This is a genomic window from Stutzerimonas sp. Brlt_14 (assembly GCF_051948915.1).
Taxonomy (GTDB): domain Bacteria; phylum Pseudomonadota; class Gammaproteobacteria; order Pseudomonadales; family Pseudomonadaceae; genus Stutzerimonas; species Stutzerimonas stutzeri.
In genome coordinates this window covers 227830-247355 of record NZ_JAYJLM010000005.1, presented here as the reverse complement: position 1 = coordinate 247355, position 19526 = coordinate 227830, and the positions used below count along the sequence as shown (strand labels likewise).

At 64.4% G+C, this 19526-nt stretch carries 16 protein-coding genes and 1 pseudogene; 9 read left to right on the top strand and 8 right to left on the bottom strand.

Going from position 1 to position 19526, the window contains the following annotated elements; translation table 11 throughout:
* Nucleotides 1-30: 30 nt before the first annotated feature.
* A complete protein-coding gene (locus VF716_RS14305) occupies nt 31-1143 on the bottom strand; it encodes an acyltransferase family protein (RefSeq protein WP_014596279.1) in 1113 nt (370 codons plus the stop codon).
* Nucleotides 1144-1610: 467 nt separating this feature from the next.
* Here VF716_RS14305 and mutS point away from each other — a divergent pair, with 467 nt between their 5' ends.
* Both mutS and fdxA read left to right on the top strand, forming a co-directional pair.
* A complete protein-coding gene (mutS, locus tag VF716_RS14300) occupies nt 1611-4190 on the top strand; it encodes a DNA mismatch repair protein MutS (protein ID WP_014596278.1) in 2580 nt (859 codons plus the stop codon).
* 121 nt (nt 4191-4311) lie between these two features.
* Nucleotides 4312-4635, top strand: a complete 324-nt coding sequence (gene fdxA, locus VF716_RS14295; protein WP_003285709.1) for a ferredoxin FdxA — start codon at nt 4312-4314, stop codon at nt 4633-4635.
* Between the two features lie 65 nt (nt 4636-4700).
* On the opposite strand, the gene VF716_RS14290 is transcribed toward fdxA, so the two are convergent.
* The 5 genes from VF716_RS14290 to VF716_RS14270 all read right to left on the bottom strand — a co-directional run bounded on the left by VF716_RS14290 (nt 4701) and on the right by VF716_RS14270 (nt 8870).
* The gene (locus tag VF716_RS14290) at nt 4701-4892 is read right to left on the bottom strand and encodes a CsbD family protein (protein WP_013982298.1); all 192 of its coding nucleotides are present in this window, start codon (nt 4890-4892) and stop codon (nt 4701-4703) included.
* An 87-nt stretch (nt 4893-4979) separates the two neighbouring features.
* The gene (locus VF716_RS14285) at nt 4980-5972 is read right to left on the bottom strand and encodes a lysylphosphatidylglycerol synthase transmembrane domain-containing protein (RefSeq protein ID WP_011912666.1); all 993 of its coding nucleotides are present in this window, start codon (nt 5970-5972) and stop codon (nt 4980-4982) included.
* On the bottom strand, nt 5969-6730 hold the full coding sequence (locus VF716_RS14280; protein WP_011912665.1) for a DUF2334 domain-containing protein: 762 nt from the start codon (nt 6728-6730) through the stop codon (nt 5969-5971). Before VF716_RS14280 ends, VF716_RS14285 begins: the two co-directional genes overlap by 4 nt.
* Entirely contained in the window at nt 6723-7838 is a 1116-nt protein-coding gene (locus VF716_RS14275) for a glycosyltransferase family 4 protein (protein WP_020307387.1), read from the bottom strand. The genes VF716_RS14280 and VF716_RS14275 overlap by 8 nt, the downstream gene beginning before the upstream one ends.
* Nucleotides 7839-7994: 156 nt before the next feature.
* On the bottom strand, nt 7995-8870 hold the full coding sequence (locus VF716_RS14270) for a YihY/virulence factor BrkB family protein (RefSeq protein WP_013982294.1): 876 nt from the start codon (nt 8868-8870) through the stop codon (nt 7995-7997).
* A gap of 210 nt (nt 8871-9080) precedes the next feature.
* On the opposite strand from VF716_RS14270, the gene VF716_RS14265 reads away from it, so the two are divergent.
* From VF716_RS14265 to VF716_RS14245, 5 genes and pseudogenes are all read left to right on the top strand, one after another.
* Complete coding sequence (locus VF716_RS14265; protein WP_015277635.1) at nt 9081-9314, top strand: hypothetical protein; 234 nt, start codon at nt 9081-9083, stop codon at nt 9312-9314.
* Between the two features lie 97 nt (nt 9315-9411).
* Nucleotides 9412-9612: pseudogene (locus tag VF716_RS14260) on the top strand (hypothetical protein); the annotation flags it as partial.
* A gap of 75 nt (nt 9613-9687) precedes the next feature.
* Nucleotides 9688-10671 carry a lipid A deacylase LpxR family protein gene (locus tag VF716_RS14255; protein ID WP_020307382.1) on the top strand — a complete coding sequence of 328 codons (984 nt, stop codon included), beginning with the start codon at nt 9688-9690 and terminating at the stop codon, nt 10669-10671.
* A 377-nt stretch (nt 10672-11048) separates the two neighbouring features.
* The gene (locus tag VF716_RS14250) at nt 11049-12599 is read left to right on the top strand and encodes a sensor domain-containing diguanylate cyclase (protein ID WP_125871116.1); all 1551 of its coding nucleotides are present in this window, start codon (nt 11049-11051) and stop codon (nt 12597-12599) included.
* A 189-nt stretch (nt 12600-12788) separates the two neighbouring features.
* Nucleotides 12789-14924, top strand: a complete 2136-nt coding sequence (locus VF716_RS14245) for a TonB-dependent siderophore receptor (protein ID WP_283258947.1) — start codon at nt 12789-12791, stop codon at nt 14922-14924.
* 41 nt (nt 14925-14965) lie between these two features.
* On the opposite strand, the gene pobA is transcribed toward VF716_RS14245, so the two are convergent.
* Nucleotides 14966-16150 (bottom strand): 4-hydroxybenzoate 3-monooxygenase, encoded by a 1185-nt coding sequence (gene pobA, locus VF716_RS14240; RefSeq protein WP_186416497.1) that lies wholly within the window; start codon nt 16148-16150, stop codon nt 14966-14968.
* Nucleotides 16151-16312: 162 nt separating this feature from the next.
* On the opposite strand from pobA, the gene VF716_RS14235 reads away from it, so the two are divergent.
* Nucleotides 16313-17191, top strand: coding sequence for a helix-turn-helix domain-containing protein (locus tag VF716_RS14235; protein ID WP_283258948.1), 879 nt, complete (start codon nt 16313-16315; stop codon nt 17189-17191).
* 3 nt (nt 17192-17194) lie between these two features.
* On the opposite strand, the gene VF716_RS14230 is transcribed toward VF716_RS14235, so the two are convergent.
* Nucleotides 17195-17740: a TetR/AcrR family transcriptional regulator gene (locus VF716_RS14230; RefSeq protein ID WP_270066683.1), complete on the bottom strand. Its 546-nt coding sequence runs from the start codon at nt 17738-17740 to the stop codon at nt 17195-17197.
* A gap of 84 nt (nt 17741-17824) precedes the next feature.
* Between VF716_RS14230 and VF716_RS14225 the strand changes: the two genes are divergently transcribed.
* On the top strand, nt 17825-19318 hold the full coding sequence (locus tag VF716_RS14225; protein ID WP_440552786.1) for an MFS transporter: 1494 nt from the start codon (nt 17825-17827) through the stop codon (nt 19316-19318).
* Nucleotides 19319-19526 lie beyond the last annotated feature (208 nt).

Here is a 19526-nt window from a genome sequence, read left to right as displayed (position 1 = left end):
TCGGGCGAATGGCGTGAAAGACCGAACGGCTCAGGCGTCCTGGCGAATCCCGATGGCAGCGTCTTCACGCAGACGTCGGCCGCGACGCCTCACCACGGCGTCGCCATAGCGCTGAATCGGATCGGCCAGCGTGCGCTTGACGAAGAATGCAAAGCAGGTCAGCACAGCCAGCATCAGCGCAATGTACAACGGTCCCGGCAGCGCCAGATCGCCCGCGCCGAAGCCCAGCCGCTCGGCGAGGGCGAACACCGACGGATGGGCCAGGAAGACGATGTAGCCGATCCCACCGAGCGGCGCGAGCCAGCGCAGCCGGATACCGGCGATGCGACTCGCACCAAGGAACACGGCGAGGGCCACGCTGTAACTGATGAAGTAGCGATACCAGGTCTCGCCGAATCCGGTATCGCGCGAATAGGCGAGCACGCAGATCGGTAGCAGGAACAGGTAGAACGCCACCACCGCGATACGTGCGTAACGCCCGGTTTCGGGACATCGGCCGTTATCGGACGCCCGCCATAGCGCGCCGAGGAAACACACGCTGAGCATCAGCGGCAAGGCCACGGGCAGCTTCAACTGGAGCTTGTAGCGCATGGCGGCGAGCAGCAGCGTGAAAACGTATTGCGCCAGCAGAAAGAACAGATCTCGCCGTACCGAGCCCCCCAGGCGCAGCGCGAACAGCAGGATGCAGAGCACGTAGAAGGTGATCTCGATCTGCAACGTCCAATACAGGCCGATGACGTTCTCGACGAAGACGAACCCCTGCAGCATCGTCGCGTTGATGGCGATGACCGCAAGGCTGAACGCCTTTGCCGGATCATCCCAGGGAAACATCACCCCGAGGATCAGCGACAGCCAGTACAGCGGAAAGAGCCGGAAGAAGCGCTGATAGGCGAAGGCCGTGATTGGCCGCTCGTATCGGCCGCGGCTCTTGTACAACGCGGCCATGACGAAATAGCCGCTCAGCGCGAACAGCACCAGTACGCTGACCTTGCCAACATCCAGTACAGCCTTGCTGACAAGAAACAACTGGGCGCCCATCTCGTCGAGCTGGCCGTCACGCTTCATTTTTGCAATCAGATGGGAATAGGCGACGCACAATGCCGCTACGCCGCGCAGGGCATCGAGACCGATTAGTCGGGACATGTCTGCTGCTCACTTTGGCCGGAGAGGGATAAATGTCGCCAGAGTTACTGCAGAAACTGACGCGAGAGTGCACACGCAAGCGCTCGCCGCCGCAGCGGATCGACGGCAGCCGGGACGATGGCGAGACGGGAGCGGCGATCAGGCAGGCTACCGCGACAGGCACTGGGCGCCTGGGTAGATGCGAGATCGGAAGGAATCGAACGGCAGAACGCAGGCTGCGCAACAGCGCACTGCAGCCATCCGACGGGGCTGAGTTATCAGACAGTGCCGGTTCGCTTGTCAACGCATTCCGGCGGCCGCCCGACAGATGACATGCCGGCGCCCGCGAGGCGCGATGGACAGGCGAGCAACCTGCTGACTGCCACGGCTGCGTGTTAACCTTGCCGGTTTTCAGCTGCGCCCTCGTTTCCGTTCGGCAGCTGACCCGCTGCCAATGCCTGCGCCCTCAACGAACCACACCCACGCCGATGACCAAGTCCAACGCCGATCTCTCCGCCCATACGCCCATGATGCAACAGTACTGGAAGCTCAAGCGTGAGCATCCGGACCAGCTGATGTTCTACCGCATGGGCGACTTCTATGAGCTGTTCTACGACGACGCCAAGAAAGCCGCCGCGCTGCTCGACATCACCCTGACTGCGCGCGGTCAGTCGGCGGGCACGGCGATACCCATGGCCGGCATTCCGTTCCACTCCGCCGAGGGCTACCTGGCGCGACTGGTCAAGCTTGGCGAATCGGTAGTGATCTGCGAGCAGATCGGCGACCCGGCCACCAGCAAGGGGCCGGTGGAACGCCAGGTGGTACGCATCATCACGCCGGGCACGGTGAGCGACGAAGCGCTGCTCGACGAGCGCCGCGACAACCTGCTGGCGGCGGTAGTCGGCGACGAGAAGCTGTTCGGCCTGTCGGTGCTGGATATCGCCAGCGGCCGTTTCAGCGTGCAGGAACTCAAGGGCTGGGAGACCCTGCTCGCCGAACTGGAGCGTTTGAGCCCAGCCGAGCTGCTGATCCCCGACGATTGGCCGCAGGGCCTGCCGCTGGAGAAACGCCGCGGTGTGCGCCGTCGCGCGCCCTGGGATTTCGATCGCGACTCGGCCTTCAAGAGCCTCTGCCAGCAATTCTCCACTCAGGACCTCAAGGGCTTCGGCTGCGAGAACCTGACCCTGGCCATCGGCGCCGCCGGCTGCCTGCTCGCCTACGCCAAGGAAACCCAGCGCACCGCCCTGCCCCACCTGCGCAGCCTGCGCCACGAGCGCCTCGATGACACGGTGATCCTCGACGGTGCCAGCCGGCGCAACCTGGAGCTGGACGTCAACCTGGCCGGTGGCCGCGAGAACACACTGCAATCGGTCATGGACCGCTGCCAGACCGCCATGGGCTCGCGCCTGCTGACCCGCTGGCTGAATCGCCCGCTGCGCAACCGCGAAATCCTCGAAGCACGCCAGGACTCGATCACCTGCCTGCTCGAGCACTACCGCTTCGAACAGCTGCAGCCGCAGCTCAAGGACATCGGTGACCTGGAACGCATCCTCGCCCGTATCGGCCTGCGCAATGCCCGTCCGCGCGACCTGGCGCGCCTGCGCGACGCGCTCGCTGCGTTACCGCAGCTGCAGGCCGGCATGCAGGATCTGGTGGCCCCGCATCTGCTCGGACTGGCGAAAAGCATCGGCACCTACCCGGAACTGGCCGACCTGCTGGCGCGCGCCATCATCGACAATCCGCCCGCGGTGATCCGCGACGGCGGTGTGCTCAAGACCGGCTACGACGCCGAGCTGGACGAACTGCAGTCGCTCTCCGAGAACGCCGGCCAGTACCTGATGGATCTGGAGACCCGCGAGAAAGCGCGCACCGGGCTGGCCAACCTCAAGGTCGGCTACAACCGCGTGCACGGCTACTTCATCGAGCTGCCGAGCAAGCAGGCCGAATCGGCGCCGGCCGACTACATCCGCCGGCAGACGCTCAAGGGCGCCGAGCGCTTCATCACCCCGGAACTCAAAGAGTTCGAGGACAAGGCGCTATCGGCCAAGAGCCGTGCCCTGGCCCGCGAGAAGCTGCTGTATGACGAGCTGCTGGAAATGCTCATCGGCCACCTGGCACCGCTACAGGAAAGTGCCGCCGCACTGGCCGAACTGGACGTGCTGAGCAACCTCGCCGAGCGGGCGCTGAATCTCGATCTGAACCGCCCGCGCTTCGTCGAGCAACCCTGCCTGCGCATCGAGCAGGGCCGTCACCCCGTGGTGGAGCAGGTATTGGAGACGCCTTTCGTCGCCAACGATCTCGCCCTCGACGACGCCACCCGCATGCTGGTCATCACCGGGCCGAACATGGGCGGTAAGTCCACCTACATGCGCCAGACCGCGCTGATCGTGCTGCTGGCGCAGATCGGCAGCTTCGTCCCGGCGGCTGCCTGCGAGCTCTCGCTGGTGGACCGTATCTTCACCCGCATCGGCTCGTCGGACGACCTCGCCGGCGGGCGCTCCACCTTCATGGTGGAAATGAGCGAAACCGCCAACATCCTGCACAACGCCAGCGACCGCAGCCTCGTCCTGATGGACGAAGTGGGCCGCGGTACCAGCACCTTCGATGGCCTGTCGCTGGCCTGGGCCGCCGCCGAACAGCTGGCCCGGCTGCGCGCCTTCACGCTGTTTGCCACCCACTACTTCGAACTGACCGTGCTGCCGGAAAGCGAGCCGGTGGTGGCCAACGTGCACCTCTCGGCCACCGAGCACAACGAGCGCATCGTCTTCCTGCACCACGTGCTACCCGGTCCGGCGAGCCAGAGTTACGGCCTGGCGGTGGCGCAACTGGCAGGCGTGCCGGGCGAAGTCATCCAGCGTGCACGCGACCATCTGTCGCGCCTGGAAACCACCAGCCTGCCCCACGAAGCGCCGAGAATGGCACCCGGCCAGCCAGCGCCGCCCATGCAGAGCGACCTGTTCGCCAGCCTGCCGCATCCGGTGCTCGAGGAATTGGGGCGGATCAATCCCGATGATGTAACGCCGCGCCAGGCGCTGGAGCTGCTATACAGCTTGAAATCACGCATTTGATACGCCGCGAAAGCTGCTAGAATCGCGCGCATTTTTTTGATAAGCGGCATTTGCCTGTGCCGCCTACTCGCAGGGGCGTCACCGTAACGCCTACCTGACACGCCTGAGGAGATAGCTAGACATGACCTTCGTCGTCACCGACAACTGCATCAAGTGCAAATACACCGATTGCGTGGAAGTCTGCCCGGTGGACTGCTTCTACGAAGGCCCGAACTTTCTGGTGATTCACCCGGACGAGTGCATCGACTGCGCCCTCTGTGAGCCCGAGTGCCCGGCCCAGGCGATCTTCTCCGAGGACGAGGTACCGGAAGACCAGCAGGAGTTCATCGAGCTGAACGCGGATCTGGCGGAAGTCTGGCCGAACATCACCGAGAAGAAGGATGCGCTGGCCGATGCCGAAGAGTGGGACGGCGTGAAGGACAAGCTGCAGTACCTGGAGCGCTGATCGCGCACCACCGCTTAAAAAAATGCCCGCTCGATGCGGGCATTTTCATTTGTGGGGCAAGCCGTTCAGGCCTTGTCGATGCCCTTTTTCAGGGTGTCTTTGACATCACCCTTGACCTGCTGAGCCTCGCCCTTGACTTCCTGACGCTGGCCCTCGCCTTTCAGACGCTGGTTGTCGGTCGCTTCGCCCACACCTTGCTTGATCTTGCCTACGGCTTCGTTGGTGTTGCCCTTGACCTTGTCTTCGGTACTGCTCATGGCGTGATCCTCGCTTCTTCATTGATGACATAGGGTGGACCGCCCGAGCGAAGCGTTAGTTTCTCCCGGCCATCGGGCTAGAGCCGCTCAGGCATGCCGCGACGGCATCAGCCGGCGCAACAGCGGCCGCCCTGCCAGCTGCAGGAATACCGGTGCGCCGACGATCAGGTAGAAGTAATAGGTCACGAACCGCCAGATCAGAATCGCCGCGGCCGTGGTCGACTTGCCCACCATGGGCGTCAGCAGCGCCGCCGAGGCCAGCTCGGCGCTGCCGGCCCCGCCGGGGAGCAGGCTGACCTGGCCGGCGGTGAGCGCGAGCAGTTGCACGAGGAAGGTCCAGGCCCAGGCCAGTTCGCTTCCCAACCCCTGGAGGGTCAGGTAGAGCACGCTGAAGCGCAGCAGCCAGTGCAGCGTGGTCAGCCCGAAAACCGCAAGCAGGATTCGCCGTGGCAGACGGAAGCAGTCCACCAGCGCGTTGCGAAAGCCCAGCACCTTGCGCGCCCACCGCCGCTTGCGCGTTTCCTTCATGCCGAGCCGCGTCACCAGCCAGCCGTTGAGCAGAAAGACCTGGCGGTGGAAGCGTCCAAGCAGCGCCAGCAGCGCCATCACCCCGATCAGCAAGGCCACACTGAAGCCCAGCAGGCTGGCGATATGCGTGCTCAGGGCATGAGTCAGCGCATAGATCAGCACGCCGACCAGGGCACAGGCGAAGAACAGCAGATCGCTCAGCTGCTCGACGGCGTAGGTCGCGGTGCCTTTGGCCGGCGCGACGCCCTGGCGCATCAGCAGCGCCATCAAGGTCAGCGGGCCGCCGGCACCGCCAGGCGTCGCACAGATGGCGAACTCGGTCGCCACCACGATCCCGAAGGCACGCCGCTGGCCCAGCTTGCGCCGCCCCAGCAGCAGGCGCAGGCGCAGCGCATTGAGATTCCAGCCGACCAGCACCATGGCGAGCATTGTGACCAACAGGCTGCCAGGGAAATGGCGCAGCCGCTCGAACAGGCCGGTACCGCCGAGCAACAGCGGCACCATGGCCGCTGCGAGCAGCGCGCCACCCAACAGCCACCAGCGTCGATTCATGCGGCGGTGCTCGTGGAGCGGCAGCGGTCCAGCCAAGCGATCTTCGTCATCGGTCGGCGCCCCTGATGCAATAGCCGCATCAGCACATCGAGCCAGTAGCCACGGGAAAACTCGTGACGCATATCCACGGGATGCAGGCCGAGGCGCAGCAATGGCGCCGCATGGCTGCGCCGCAGCTGCCGCTCGCTGACCAGCCAGGACGCACCGCGCCGCCAGGCGCTACGGGCACTCCAGACCAGGCCGGGCGCGGCAATGGGCGTGAACGCGGGCAATAGATAGAAATGCCGGGGGTCGCTGGTATAGACCAAGCCGCTGCCGGCCAGCACGCGTCGGGTGCCCTCGCTCATCAACCAGGCGGGAGCAACGAAACCATGCAATGGCCATTGATAGCGCTGGAACAGTGCCATCCCATGCCGCAGGCGTTCGCCAGCGGCGTTTTCGTCCAGCCCGTAGAACTCGCCTTCATGGGTGTATACCCGACGCATGAACCAGTCTCGCGGCGTTTTCGGCGCAGGTTCGAGGTCGGCATGGTAGCAACCGTGCAACACCAGTTCGTCGCCGCGCTGCACGCGCGCATCCAGCACGCGGCGAAACTCCGGCTGCTGGTCGAGGGGGTTGCGCCGATGGAAATCCGGTACCACCAGCCAGGTGATCGGCACCCCACCGATGGCATCCACCGCCTCGACGAAGGGACGGTAGTCGGGCCAGGTTTCTGCCGCGACGTCGTGCAACACCAGGGTCAGGGCGCGCTCAGCCATGTACCGCCACCGGCAGCTCTGCCGTGCCCAGTACGGCGTGGTAATGCGCGAGCAGGCCGGCTACCACCGCATCCCAGGCATGGTGCGCCTCGACATGCTGGCGGGCATGTTGCCCAAGCAGGCGCGGATCATCTTCGAACAGCTCGCGTACGGTATGCGCCATCGCCCTGGCATCCAGCGGCCGACACAGGCGCCCGCTGTAGAAGGGCACCAGTTCTGGCAATGCACCCGCCCGCGCCGCGACTACCGGGATACCGCACGCCATGGCTTCCAGCGCCACCAGGCCGAAGGTTTCCTGATTGCCAGCGTGCAGCAGCACATCGCTGCTGGCCATGAAGCGCGCCACCTCACTGGCTGGGCAGAAGCGATCGATCACCGTGACATTGTTCGGCACCCGTTGCGGCATGCTCGAGCCGACCAGCAGCAAGTGATACGGTTTGCCCAGCTGGCGCGCAGTCTCCAGCAGGATATGCAGGTTCTTCTCCCGCGAGCCGCGTCCGGCGAAGATCATCAGCCGCGTGTCGTCCGCCAGGCCTAGCTCCCGGCGCACCTCCGGGTCGCGACGCTGGGGGCAGAAGGTGTCCAGGTCGACGCCCAACGGCTGCACGAACACATTCTTCACCCCGAGATGGATCAGCTTGTCCGCCATCACCTCGCTGGGCGCCAGCACACGATCGAAACTGCCATACAGACGCGACACGTAGCCATTGAGATTGGTGCCCAACCAGCTGCCGATACGATTGCTGACCAGCAGCGGCAGGTCGGAATGGTAGAAGCCGATCACCGGCACATTAAGCCGGCGCCCGGCGTCCAGCGCGGCCCAGGCCGTCATGTAGGGGTCGCCCACCTCGATCATATCCGGGCGCAGTGAGCGCAGCAGGTTGCGCCAGGGCGCACGCCGAATGGGAAAACGGTAGCCCTTGCCAAACGGCAGGATGGGCGCTGGAACCTGGTAAAGCCCGTCGTTGTGGCTGTAGTCACCGCCCGGCACCAGGATGCTGTGACGCACGCCCGAGTAAAGCTGCAACCGGCGATGCTTGGCCTCTAGGTAGGTGCGCACGCCACCGCTGGCAGGTGCGTAGAACATGGTCATGTCCGCGATATGCAAGGTACTTCTCCGTTCGGTCCCGTTGCAGAACCCGGTCTTCGCCGGACAGGCCGACGCTTCGACGACCCGCTCCGCAATCCCTGCGGAATAATTCTGTAATGAAATAAATGACCGTCACGTAGAAGGGTCGTTCGCAGCGGAGCGCCGGACGGCGGCTCAGCCATCCATCTGCTTGTCGCCCGGATCCTTGCCCTCCACCGAGGCGTGCTCGATGACTGCGTTGAGCTCGGCGCCGAACAGCAGAACCGCGGCCGATATGTAGAGGTATAGCAGCAGCACGATGATCGCGCCGATGCTGCCGTAGGTCGCGTTGTAGTCGGCGAAGTTCTGCACATAGACGCCAAAGGCGACCGAGGCCAGAATCCACACCAGCACGGCCAGCACCGAGCCGGGTGTAATGAAACGGAACTCCTGCTCCACGTCCGGCGCCACGTAGTAGAGCAGCGCGACCACCAGCATCAGCATCAGCACGATCACCGGCCAGCGCAGCCAGGTCCAGAGCACCACCACCAGCTCGCGCATGCCCACCTGCCCGGCCAGCCATTCCATGGCCTGGGGGCCGATGACCATCAGCCCCGCGGTGAACAGCAGCAGCACAGCGACACCGGCCGTGTAGGCCAGCGCCAGAATGATCAGCTTCCAGGTGGGTCTGCCCTCTTCCACGTCGTAAGCCTTGTTAAGCGCATTCATCAGCGAGCGAAAGCCGATGGAAGCCGTCCACAACGCCACCAGAATACCGAACGACAGCAAGCCGGCCTGCTGTTCCTGCAACTGGTCGATGACCGGATTGATCTGCTCCATTGCCACCGGCGGCAGCGCCAGCTCCGCTTGCATGCGCAGCCAGTCGAAAAAATTCTGCAGGTCGAGAAAGCCCAGCAAGGCGATGAGAAAGACCAGGAACGGGAACATGGCGAACAGCCCCCGATAGGCCAGCGCCGAGGCGTAGGTCGACATGTCGTCGCTGCTGAATTCCTTGAGAGTGCGCTTGAGCAAGGTAAAAGCCCCGACGCCGCGGGTGTCCAGCATGGCCATTGAAGATTCCCCGGTCAGTGAAGTGTTGCGGTCTAAAAATGGGACGACCGCACTGCCGGAGAGTTCGCTGCGATGCCCGGGGCCAAAGGAGTAGCCATCAGCGGGAACGTTTTCAAAGTGCGCCCTGTCACATAAAGGCAGATTGGCATCAGCCCATTCCGGGTTGATTCGCTCGACGAGCGAGAGCCATAACCCGCAGAGGATGACAGGATGTTTTCCAGCTATCTCTATGAAGCCGCACTCATCTATGGCCTGGTCTTCACTTCGGTGGGGTTCGTGCTGGGCATGTTCTACAACAATCGCAAGGTCTTCCAGCTGGAAGACAAGGTGCAGCGCCTCAAGCGCACCGTGCGACACCTGCAGCGCAAGGTCGAGCCACCTGCCGCCGCGTCGAGAAGCGTCCAGCGCGCGCGCAGCAGCGCAGGGTTGAGCAGCGTCCGCTGAGCGGACCGGCACACATTCGGTGGTCGAACACGCAGCAGCTCGCTCCTGAAGCTAATCGTCGGTGCCTCGGTCGCCTGCGCCATCTCGATGCGTGCCGGCTCGGCATGCCGGAGCACAGTACTGGAACGCCGATCGCGAATGGGTTGCCCCACCGGCCGCCTTCGTCGATGCGATCCACCTGCGCTGGTCCGCCGTGCAGGACTTTTCCATGGCGCTGGCCGAGCAACTGCGCGAAACCAGGCAGGAGATGGTCAGCAGAGCGGGACTGGCCAGAAACGGCGAAAACGACGTGCGCTGATCGACAAGCGAACCGCAGAAAGCGATGATGGTCCGAGAGAACATACAAACAAGAACGTAAGCCAGGAGTTGAATCATGCAATCTCGTTTTTTGCTGTGCTTGTGCCTGCTCGCCGCATCCGTCACCGCCCCCGCCGTCAGCCATGCGGACATTCTCTCCATCAAGGTGGAAAACGACATCATCGCCTCCGGCAGCGATGGTCATTACACCAACGGCGTGGAAGTCATCTGGGGCTTCACGCCGGATGAGCAGAACTGGACCCGACGCTTCGCCGACCTGTTGCCGGGCTGGTCGGGGAGCAACCTCGACAACGTCGCCTACCGCTTTGGCCATCAAATCTATACGCCGGAGGAAATCGAAACTCGAGCGTTGATCGAAGACGACCGCCCCTACGCCGGCCTGCTGTTCGCCGGCATGTCGATGTTTTCCGATACCCAGCACGACGGCTGGCGTACGGCGCAGGGCCTGCACCTGGATGTCGGCATTGTCGGCCCGGCCGCCGGCGGCAAGCGTTTGCAGCGCGCCGTGCACAAGGTGACCGACAGCGACGAGCCCAACGGCTGGGATAACCAGCTGGAGAACGAACCCTTCGTCAATCTGGGCTATCAGCACCGCTGGTGGCTGCAGGAGCGCTTCGCCGGGCTGGAGTTGGAATACGGCCCGAGCGCGGGCTTCGCCCTCGGCAACCTCTATAGCTATGGCTCGGCCGGACTGGGCCTGCGCTTGGGGCAGAACCTGCAACGCAGCTTCAGCATCCCGGCGGTCACGCCGGCCCAGAGCGGCAGCCAGTTCTTCCGCCCGGGCGGCGACTTCGCCTGGTACGGCTTTGCCGATCTCGAGGGTCGCTATATGGCCCACAACATGCTGCTGGACGGCAACACGTTCGAGGACAGCCACTCGGTGGACCGCCGCGAATGGGTCGGCGACGCCAAGCTCGGCGTGGCGCTGACCTGGAGTCGCTGGCAGCTGGCGTTCGCCAGCGTCTGGCGCAGTCGCGAATTCCAGGGGCAGAAGGAGCATGACCAGTTCGGCTCGATCACCCTGTCCACTGCTCTCTGATGATTCACCGACGGGCGTCGGTGCCGTTTGCGTCGCGCATTCGCAAGTCTCCCGTCGCAGCGCCGCCTCGATGCGAACGCTCAGTTCGCACAGGTTGAATGGCTTGAGCGGATAGCCGTCGGTGCCGGGGCTGAGCCGCCGATGCGGCCTGCTCGTCACCAGCGCTGACGCAGGACGCCCGACGGCGCAGCTGCTCCAGCACATCTAGCCCGCTGGCGCCGAGCCCATGCGCATTCAGCGACGCCAGCTGGCTGGCCGACCCCGCGTCAGACGCAACAGTCATGTATCATTGCTGGCCAGTGGCTTCCTCTCGGCACGAAGTCTTACCACACCCTTCATTGGCGACGACGCCAAGCACGACCCGGAATGGAAGCTTCATGTCCCGGCTGGATCTCCAGAAACTCACGCTGCTGCTGGCACTGGTGGCAGGCCTGCTGACCTTCGCCAACAGCTTCTTCGCTGGCTACAGTTCCCAGCGCGACCAGCTGTTCGATCAGACACTGGAGGCCAACCGGGCCTATGCCCGCAAGCTGGCCGACACGACCGATCAATTCTTCGTGAACAGCCGCCGTGAACTGGCCTTCGCAGCCGAAACGCTGTCGACCCGCTTCGACGATCCCGAGGCCCGCGATAGCGAGACGAAGCGGCTCAAGCTCAAGAGCGACCAATTCAGTCGAGCCATCATCGTCAGCGCCGCCGGGGAGATTCTCTCCGCCTCGCCGGGAAGCAGCTTGAAAGTGGGAATGAAGGTCAACAGCGTCGGTGCGACCCGCGCGCTGACCGAACGCGCCCCGCTGATTACCGACCCGTACACCGCCACGGACGGCGTCTACCTGATCGCCATATCCCATCCGATCTTTGGCGCCGACGGCAGCTATCGAGGCTTCATCAGCGCCTCGCTGTTCCTGCGTGAACGCAACGCACTGCATGGCCTGCTGGGCGTCCATTACTACCGCGACGGCTCGTACCTGTACGTCGTCGATACCCAGGGCAACCTGGTATTCCACGAAGACAGCGAGCGAGTCGGGCAGAATGTATCGAGCAATCCTGTCGTACAGCAGGTGCTGCAAGGCCAGGAAGGCAGCCAGCGGGTGATCAACACCCGTGGCGTGGACATGCTGGCGGGCTACGCCCCCATCCAGAGCACCGGCTGGGGCATCATCGCCCAGCGTCCCACGGCCGCCATTACCGCCAAGCTCACCCAGCTGGCACGCGCAACGCTGCTCAACGCGGTGCCGTTCGCCATCCTTTCCCTCGCCGTGTTCTGGTGGCTGTCCAAACTCATCTCCTCACCAATCCGCGCGCTGGCCGATACCGCCGAGCACTGGGGTGCGCCAGAGGCCGCGCAGCGCATCTCTACCGTCAACTCCTGGTACTTCGAAGTAGCCCGCCTGAAGGTGGCGATGCTGACCGGCGTGTCGCTGCTGCAACAGAAGATGGGCGCACTGGAGGCAGCCTCCATGACCGACCCGCTGACCGGCCTGCGCAACCGTCGCGGCCTGGAGCTGGCCCTCAAGCAGTTCGAACTGCTCGATCAGGGCTATGCGGCGCTGGCGCTGGACATCGATCATTTCAAGCAGGTCAACGACCAGCACGGCCACGATGTCGGTGACGAAGTGCTGCGCTTCCTGGCGGCGGAGATGCGTGAATGTTCGCGCCCCACCGATGTGCTCTGTCGTATGGGTGGCGAGGAGTTCCTGATGCTGCTACCCGAGACCGATGCCACGGGTGCCAGCGTTGCCGCCGAACGCCTGCTGACACGGCTGCGGCAAACCACAAGCCCGACCGGAACGACGGTTACCGCCTCAGTCGGCATTGCCTTTAGCGGCGACTACCCGAACGCCGATGCCACCTTCAAGGCCGCGGACGCCGCGCTCTACCAGGCGAAACGAGCCGGCCGTGACCGCGCTGTGGTCGCCGCCGCGTAGCGATTCAGGCAGCCCCCGACGGTCCTGACGCAACGCTGACACCTCGCGTGCGGAGCGTGCACGGAGCGGTGCACGCCATCTGTTGTCTCGCAGCGGTTTCGTCACATGAAGATGAGAAAATATCCTGTTTGATAATAGTTGTTATTGATATTAGGATGCGCGCCCTCGCTCCCCTTCAAGGATCTTCCGATGCGGCGCCTTATCGTCTCGATGCTTGCGGTTCCGACCCTCACCAGCCCTCTCGCCGCCTACGCCAACGACGCCCCCTCGACGCCGCTGGCGCTTGAGGAAATGCAGGTCACCGCATCTGCCGAACGCGCCGACGGGCCAGTACAAGGCTATCGCGCCACCCGCTCGGCCAGCGCGACACGGACCGACACCGCCATTCATGACACGCCGCAATCGATCAGCGTGGTGCCGGCACAGGTGGTACAGGACATCGGCGCGGTGCGCCTGGAAGATGCGCTCGACTACGCCGGCGGCGTGGAGCGCGGCAACAACTTCGGCGGGCAGGGCCTGACCGAATTCCTGATTCGCGGCTTCAACAGCCAGGAGTTCTATCGCAACGGTTTCGCAGTCAACCGTGGCTACCCGAACATGCCCGACGCCAGCACCATCGAACGCATCGAAGTGCTGCGCGGCCCGGCCGCCATGCTCTACGGCCGCAGCGACCCGGGCGGCACCTTCAACATCGTCAGCAAGCAGCCGCAGGCCGAGCGCCGCACCGTGCTGGGCAGCCAGGTCAACAGCGAAGGCTTGCGTCGCGGCACCCTCGACACCACCGGTGCGCTGGACGAGCAGGCCGACTTCGCCTATCGGCTGAACCTGGTAGCCGAAGGTGGCGACAGCTTCCGCGACGACGTCGAGAGCGAGCGCTACAACGTCGCTCCCGTGCTGCGCTGGCAGCTCAACGAAGCCACCGCCATCACCCTCGAAGGCGACTATCTGCACAACCGCCACCCGCTCGACCGCGGGGTCACCCGCTACGCCAACCAGCAGGGCAAGCTTCCGCGCGACCGCTTCCTCGGTGAAAAGGCTGCCGGCAAGCTGACCAACGAGAACGCCAGCACCCAGTTGCGCATCGAACACCTGCTCAACGAAAGCTGGACCCTGCGCGGCGGCGTGCAGTACCTCGATGGCGAGATCTACGGCGGCGCCGTGGAGAACAACAGCAACGCCTACACCGGCTTGCCTGCAGGCTCCACGACCATCGGACGCAACTACAACGAGCGCTGGCTGAACTGGAACGACGTCAACGCGCAGGCCAACGCCGAAGGCAACCTCGACCTCGCCGGCTTCGCCCATACCCTGCTGGTGGGTGTGGAGTACGACAAGTTCAACTACAACTCGCTGATCATCCGCTCGCCCGGTGCTGGGGCCTACCCCATAGATATCTACAACCCGGTACACGGCCAGCCGTTGCCGGCGCTGACCCGCACCACCACCCACGACAGCGAGAACCTGGAGTCCTACGCCTTCTTCGTCCAAGACCAGATCGCCCTGACCGAACGCCTCAAGGCGCAACTGGGTGCGCGCATCGAGCGCTTCGAGCAGAGCTATAACGACAAGCTCAACCCCAACGGGAACTGGGACCAGGCGCATAACGCCGTCACCCCGCGCTTCGGGCTGATCTACGACCTCACCGACGAGCTGGCGGTGTTCGCCAACACCTCGCGCTCGTTCAAGCCCAACCGCGGCGCCGACCGCCTGGGTAATTCCTTCGACCCGGAAAAAGGCGTCGCTCACGAGGTCGGCATCAAGTACGACATGGCCGACCGTGACCTGAGCCTGACCGCGGCGATGTTTCATATCGTCAAGGAGAACGTGCTGACCAACGATCCGCTGGACAGCACCCGCAGCGTCGCCGCCGGCGAAGTGCGCAGCCGCGGCTTCGATATCAACCTGGCCGGCAACATCACCCCGCAGTGGCGTGTGATCGGCGGCTATGCCTATGTCGACGCCGAAGTCACCGAAAGCACCAGCGCCAGCATGCCGTCCGGGTCTCGCCTGGGTAACGTGCCACGCCACAGCTTCAACCTGCTGGATACCTACGAGTTCGCCGGCGGCCCCCTGGCCGGCCTCGGCCTCGGTGTCGGGCTCAAGTACGTCAGCGATCGCCAGGGGCAGACCAGCAACAACACCTTCGACATGGACGGCTACGGCCTGGTCGATCTGCTGGCCTATTACCCGCTTACCGAAAACGTGCGGCTGAACCTGAACCTGAACAACGTGTTCGACAAGCACTACGAGGAACGCGCCTGGAACGCCTGGGCCTATCCGGGCGAGCCCCGCACCCTGCAGGCCGGCATCTCGATCAGCCTCTGATCTCCGCGGGCGCAGCCACCCTGGCTGCGCTCCCGCTCGCGCTATTGCACCGCCTCATAGGGCAGCCCCACATAGTTTTCCGCAATGGTCGTCAGCGCCGCCGGCGTGCTGGTGAAGTAATCCTGCTCGCTCGCCTGAATACGCCGGGCGAAGGCATCGGTATCCGGGAAGCGATGCAGCAGGCCGGTCATCCACCAGGAGAAGCGCTCGGCCTTCCAGATGCGCCGCAGACAGATCGGCGAATAACGCTCCAGCAGGTCGACACGCCCCTCTCGATACACCTTGAGCAGGATGCGGTACAGCGTGCTGACATCGCTGGCAGCCAGATTGAGCCCTTTGGCACCCGTCGGCGGGACGATATGGGCCGCGTCGCCGACCAGAAACAGGTGGCCGTACTGCATCGGTTCCACCACGAAGCTGCGCAGCGGCGCGATACTCTTTTCCAGCGAGGGGCCGGTGATCAGGCGTGCCGCGACGTCCTCCGGCAGGCGCCGCCTGAGTTCGTCCCAGAAGCGCTGGTCGCTCCAGTCCTCGACTTTCTCCTCCAGCCCCACCTGCAGGTAATAGCGCGAGCGGGTGGCCGAGCGCATGCTGCACAGCGCGAAACCCCGCTCATGGCTGGCGTAGATCAGCTCTTCGGCCACCGGGGGTGTGTCGCTGAGCAGCCCCAGCCAGCCGAACGGGTAGATGCGCTCGAACTCGGTCAGTGCACCTGCCGGAATGCTCCTGCGTGACACCCCGTGGAAGCCGTCACACCCGGCAATGTGGTCGCAGTCAAGGCGCACGGTCTCGCCATTCAGCGTGAAGCTGACCCAGGGCGCCTCGCCTTTCAGGTCGTGCAGCTGCACATCCGGTACGCCATAGAAAATCGGCGCGGCGCTGGCCTTGCGAGCATCCATCAGGTCGCGGGTGACTTCGGTCTGGCCGTAGACCATCACGGTGTCGCCGCCGGTCAGCGCCTTCAGATCGACCCGAACCCGCCGCTCGCCGAAAGCCAGTTCGACACCTTCGTGAATCTGCCCCTCACGGTCCATGCGCTCGGCCACCCCCGCCTCACGCAGCAGATTGACCATGCCCTGCTCCAGTACCCCGGCGCGGATGCGCCCGAGTACGTACTCGGGCGTCTGCCTTTCGATGATGACGTTGGGGATGCCAGCGTTGTGCAGCAACTGCCCCAGCAGCAGGCCAGACGGGCCGGCACCGATGATGGCGACACCTGTTTTCATGGCTCGGTCCTCACTTGTTATTGTCGAGCGCGACCGCTTGCCGCACCCTGTCGAGACGCTCCAATGGTGTACCCGCGATAACCCGGCGGTAATGGACGAAGCCGTGCGGGTATTGGACTTTCATAAACTCGGTTCGATTAGCGCACAGCAGGAACACTGGCGATGAAGCCCCGCGACGCCCATACGACCATTCCCGTCTTCAAGCTCTATGGAGACGGCGCCGACTGGCCGACGCCCGACCTGCTGCACTGCGAGTCCATCGCCGCGCGCAGTCGCCTGCACGATTGGGAGATCGGCGCGCATCGCCATGCAGACCTGACTCAGCTGCTTTATATCCGTCGCGGTTGGGCTGAAGTGGAGATCGAGGGGGAGCGCACGCGGATCGAGCAGGCGGCGATCCAGGTGGTGCCGCCGCTGTGCGTGCATGGTTTTCGCTTTTCCGAGCGTGTAGAAGGCTATGTGCTGACACTGGCCAGCCCGCTGCTAAGGCAGCTGGAGACCGCGCTGGATGGCCAGCAGGACGCGTTGCGCAGCCCGGCCTTGCATCTGGCGGGTGCCGATCGGCGCTATCTGAACACCCTGTTCGAGGCGATCGACAGTGAATACCGCAACGCCGCACCGGCCCGGGAGCTGTTGCTGCAGTCGCTGGTGGGGGTACTCGCCGTATGGGTGGCCCGGCAGTTGCTGGTGCGTCGGGAGCAACGGCCGAGTCGCGGACAGGAACTGCTGGCACGTTTCACACGCCTGGTGGAGCAAGACTTCCGCCAGCAGCGCTCGGTAGAAGCCTATGCCATGCAGCTCGACATCAGCCCGGCCTACCTCAACACGCTGGCCCGGCGCTTCGCCGGTCACACCGCCCTGGGGTTGTTGCACCAGCGATTGTTGCTGGAGGCCAAGCGGGAGCTGATCTACACGGCCATGACCATCAGCCAGATCTCGGATCAACTTGGATTTTCCGAGCCTGCGTACTTTTCCCGATTCTTCAAGCGAATGACCGGGCGATCGCCAAAGGACTTCCGTCAGCAGCCCAGCGGCGCTTGAGCATCAGCTGTCGGCGCGCACCAGCGCGGCGATGTCACCAAGCACGTCGCGCCACTCCTCTTCGCTGATCTCCATCAGGCGAAAGAAGCGCAGCGTGAAGATTCCTTCCGTGGCAAAAAAGGCCAGCCGCGCCCGCCGGCCCGCCTCGCTGGACGTATCGAGGCCGGCCAGGCGCGCCTGATACCAGGCGCGGGTCGAAGCCAGGTGCTCGGGCGTCTGCAGCAACGCCGCCATCAGGCTCGCGGCCTTGGCATCGGCGTCCGAATCGGAGGCGCGGGTCGCCTCGACATGGGCGCGCACGGCCGTCAGCGGGTCGGGATCGTCTCCGGCGATGCGCTGGAACTGTTCCGTATAGCCCTGGCCCCAACGCTCGAACATGGCATTGATCAGGTCGTCCTTGCTGCCGAAGCTGTACTGCACGCCGCCCTTGGTAATGCCCGCCGCCTTGGCGACTGCGTCAATGGTCAGCGCGGCAGCGCCCTGCCGATTGACGATGCCCTCGGCCACATCCAGCAACGCTTCGCGATCGATCGTCTTCTTTCTGCCCACCGATGCCCCTTTTAATTCAATACGTATGTATTTATATTCTGCCGGAACAACCACGCTCCAGCCAATCGCGCTGCCACCCGCAATCTGAAGGATCGACTCGTGAAATCGCCTCTTCGCTGGCTGGTGCTGGGCATCCTGTCCAGCGCGCTGCTGCTGATCGTCATCGACATGACGGTAATCTACCTCGCCCTGCCCAGTCTGACCTACGAGCTGCGTGCCACGGCCAACGAAAAACTGTGGATCGTCAACGCCTACGCTCTCACCGTTGCCGGCCTGCTGCCGGGTATGGGAGCGCTGGGTGACCGTTTCGGCCACAAGCGGATGCTCGTCGCCGGGCTGGTGGTGTTCGGCCTGGCCTCCCTCGGCGCCGCCTTCTCGCCCAGCCCAGCGCTGTTGATCACGGCACGCGTCGCACTCGGGGTTGGGGCGGCAATGATGATGCCGGCGACCCTGGCGATCATCCGCCATGTTTTCGACGATGATCGCGAGCGCGCCTTGGCGTTCGGCATCTGGGCGGCGATCGCCTCCGGTGGTGCAGCCTTCGGGCCGGTGGTCGGCGGTGTGCTGCTCGAACACTTCTGGTGGGGCTCGGTGTTCATCATCAATGTGCCCATCGTCCTGCTCGCTTTGGTTCTCGCCTTGCGCTGGGTGCCAACCAGGCCCGGCAATCCCGAGCGGCCGTTCGACCTGCTCGCCTCGCTGTGGATCATGGGCGCCCTGGTCGGCCTGACGCTGGCTATCAAGGAAGCCGGCAAGGCCGACTTCTCGCTCCTGCAAGCCGGTATGGCGGCAATCGCGGCAGTGATCTGCAGCCTGGCTTTCCTGCGACGTCAGCGGCGAGCGACGATTCCCATGATCGACTTCACGCTGTTCCGTGACCGCAGTTTTTCTGCCGGTGTGGCCACCGCGCTCATTGCTTCCGCTGCACTGATGGGTATGGAACTGGCGGTCAGCCAGCGTCTGCAGCTGGTGGTAGGCCTGTCGCCCCTGCAGGCGGGTCTGACCATCCTGCCAATCCCCCTCGGCGCCTTCATTGCCGGCCCGCTGGCTGGGCTGGCACTGCCGCGCCTGGGCGCCGAACGCATTCTCAGTGCATCGCTGGGCCTCGCCGCAGCCGGAGCCCTGCTCTACCTGCTGGGCTACAGCGCCGCGTACTGGATTCAGCTGGTCTCGTTCGCCCTGCTCGGTTTCGGCGTCGGTGCGGCGATGACGGCCGCCTCCAGCGCCATGCTGCTGCATGCTCCGCCAGACCGCGCCGGCATGGCCGCTTCGATCGAGGAGGTTTCGTACGAACTCGGCGGCGCATTCGGCATCGCGGTGCTGGGCAGCGTGATGTCGGCGGTTTACACCAGCGCCTTCGCTGCCCCTGCCAGTGTGGACGCCCCGGCACTGGCCCACGACAGCCTCGACGGCGCGCTGATCGCCGCCGAGTCCCTGCCCGACAGCGTCGCTGCTCAGCTCATCGGCGTGGCACAAAGTGCGTTCGACAGCGCATTCGTGACGGTCATGATCCTGGTCGCCGCCCTGCTGACAATGGCCGCACTCGGCATCGCCCTGACCACGCGAAGGGCTCGGTAGCCCAGCCGCCACGCCAACAGGGCCCATAAACGAAAAAAGCCCGCATCGCTGCGGGCTTTGAGTTCTGTGGTGCCGGAGACAGGAGTCGAACCTGCGACCTTCGCATTACGAATGCGAGGGTGCTTGGATACCCTCGCATCTCTGAAGCTTTACGGGCCTATACAGAGTGCGGCGTGAAGCCTATTCTAGGTTTAACGGGGTTACACTG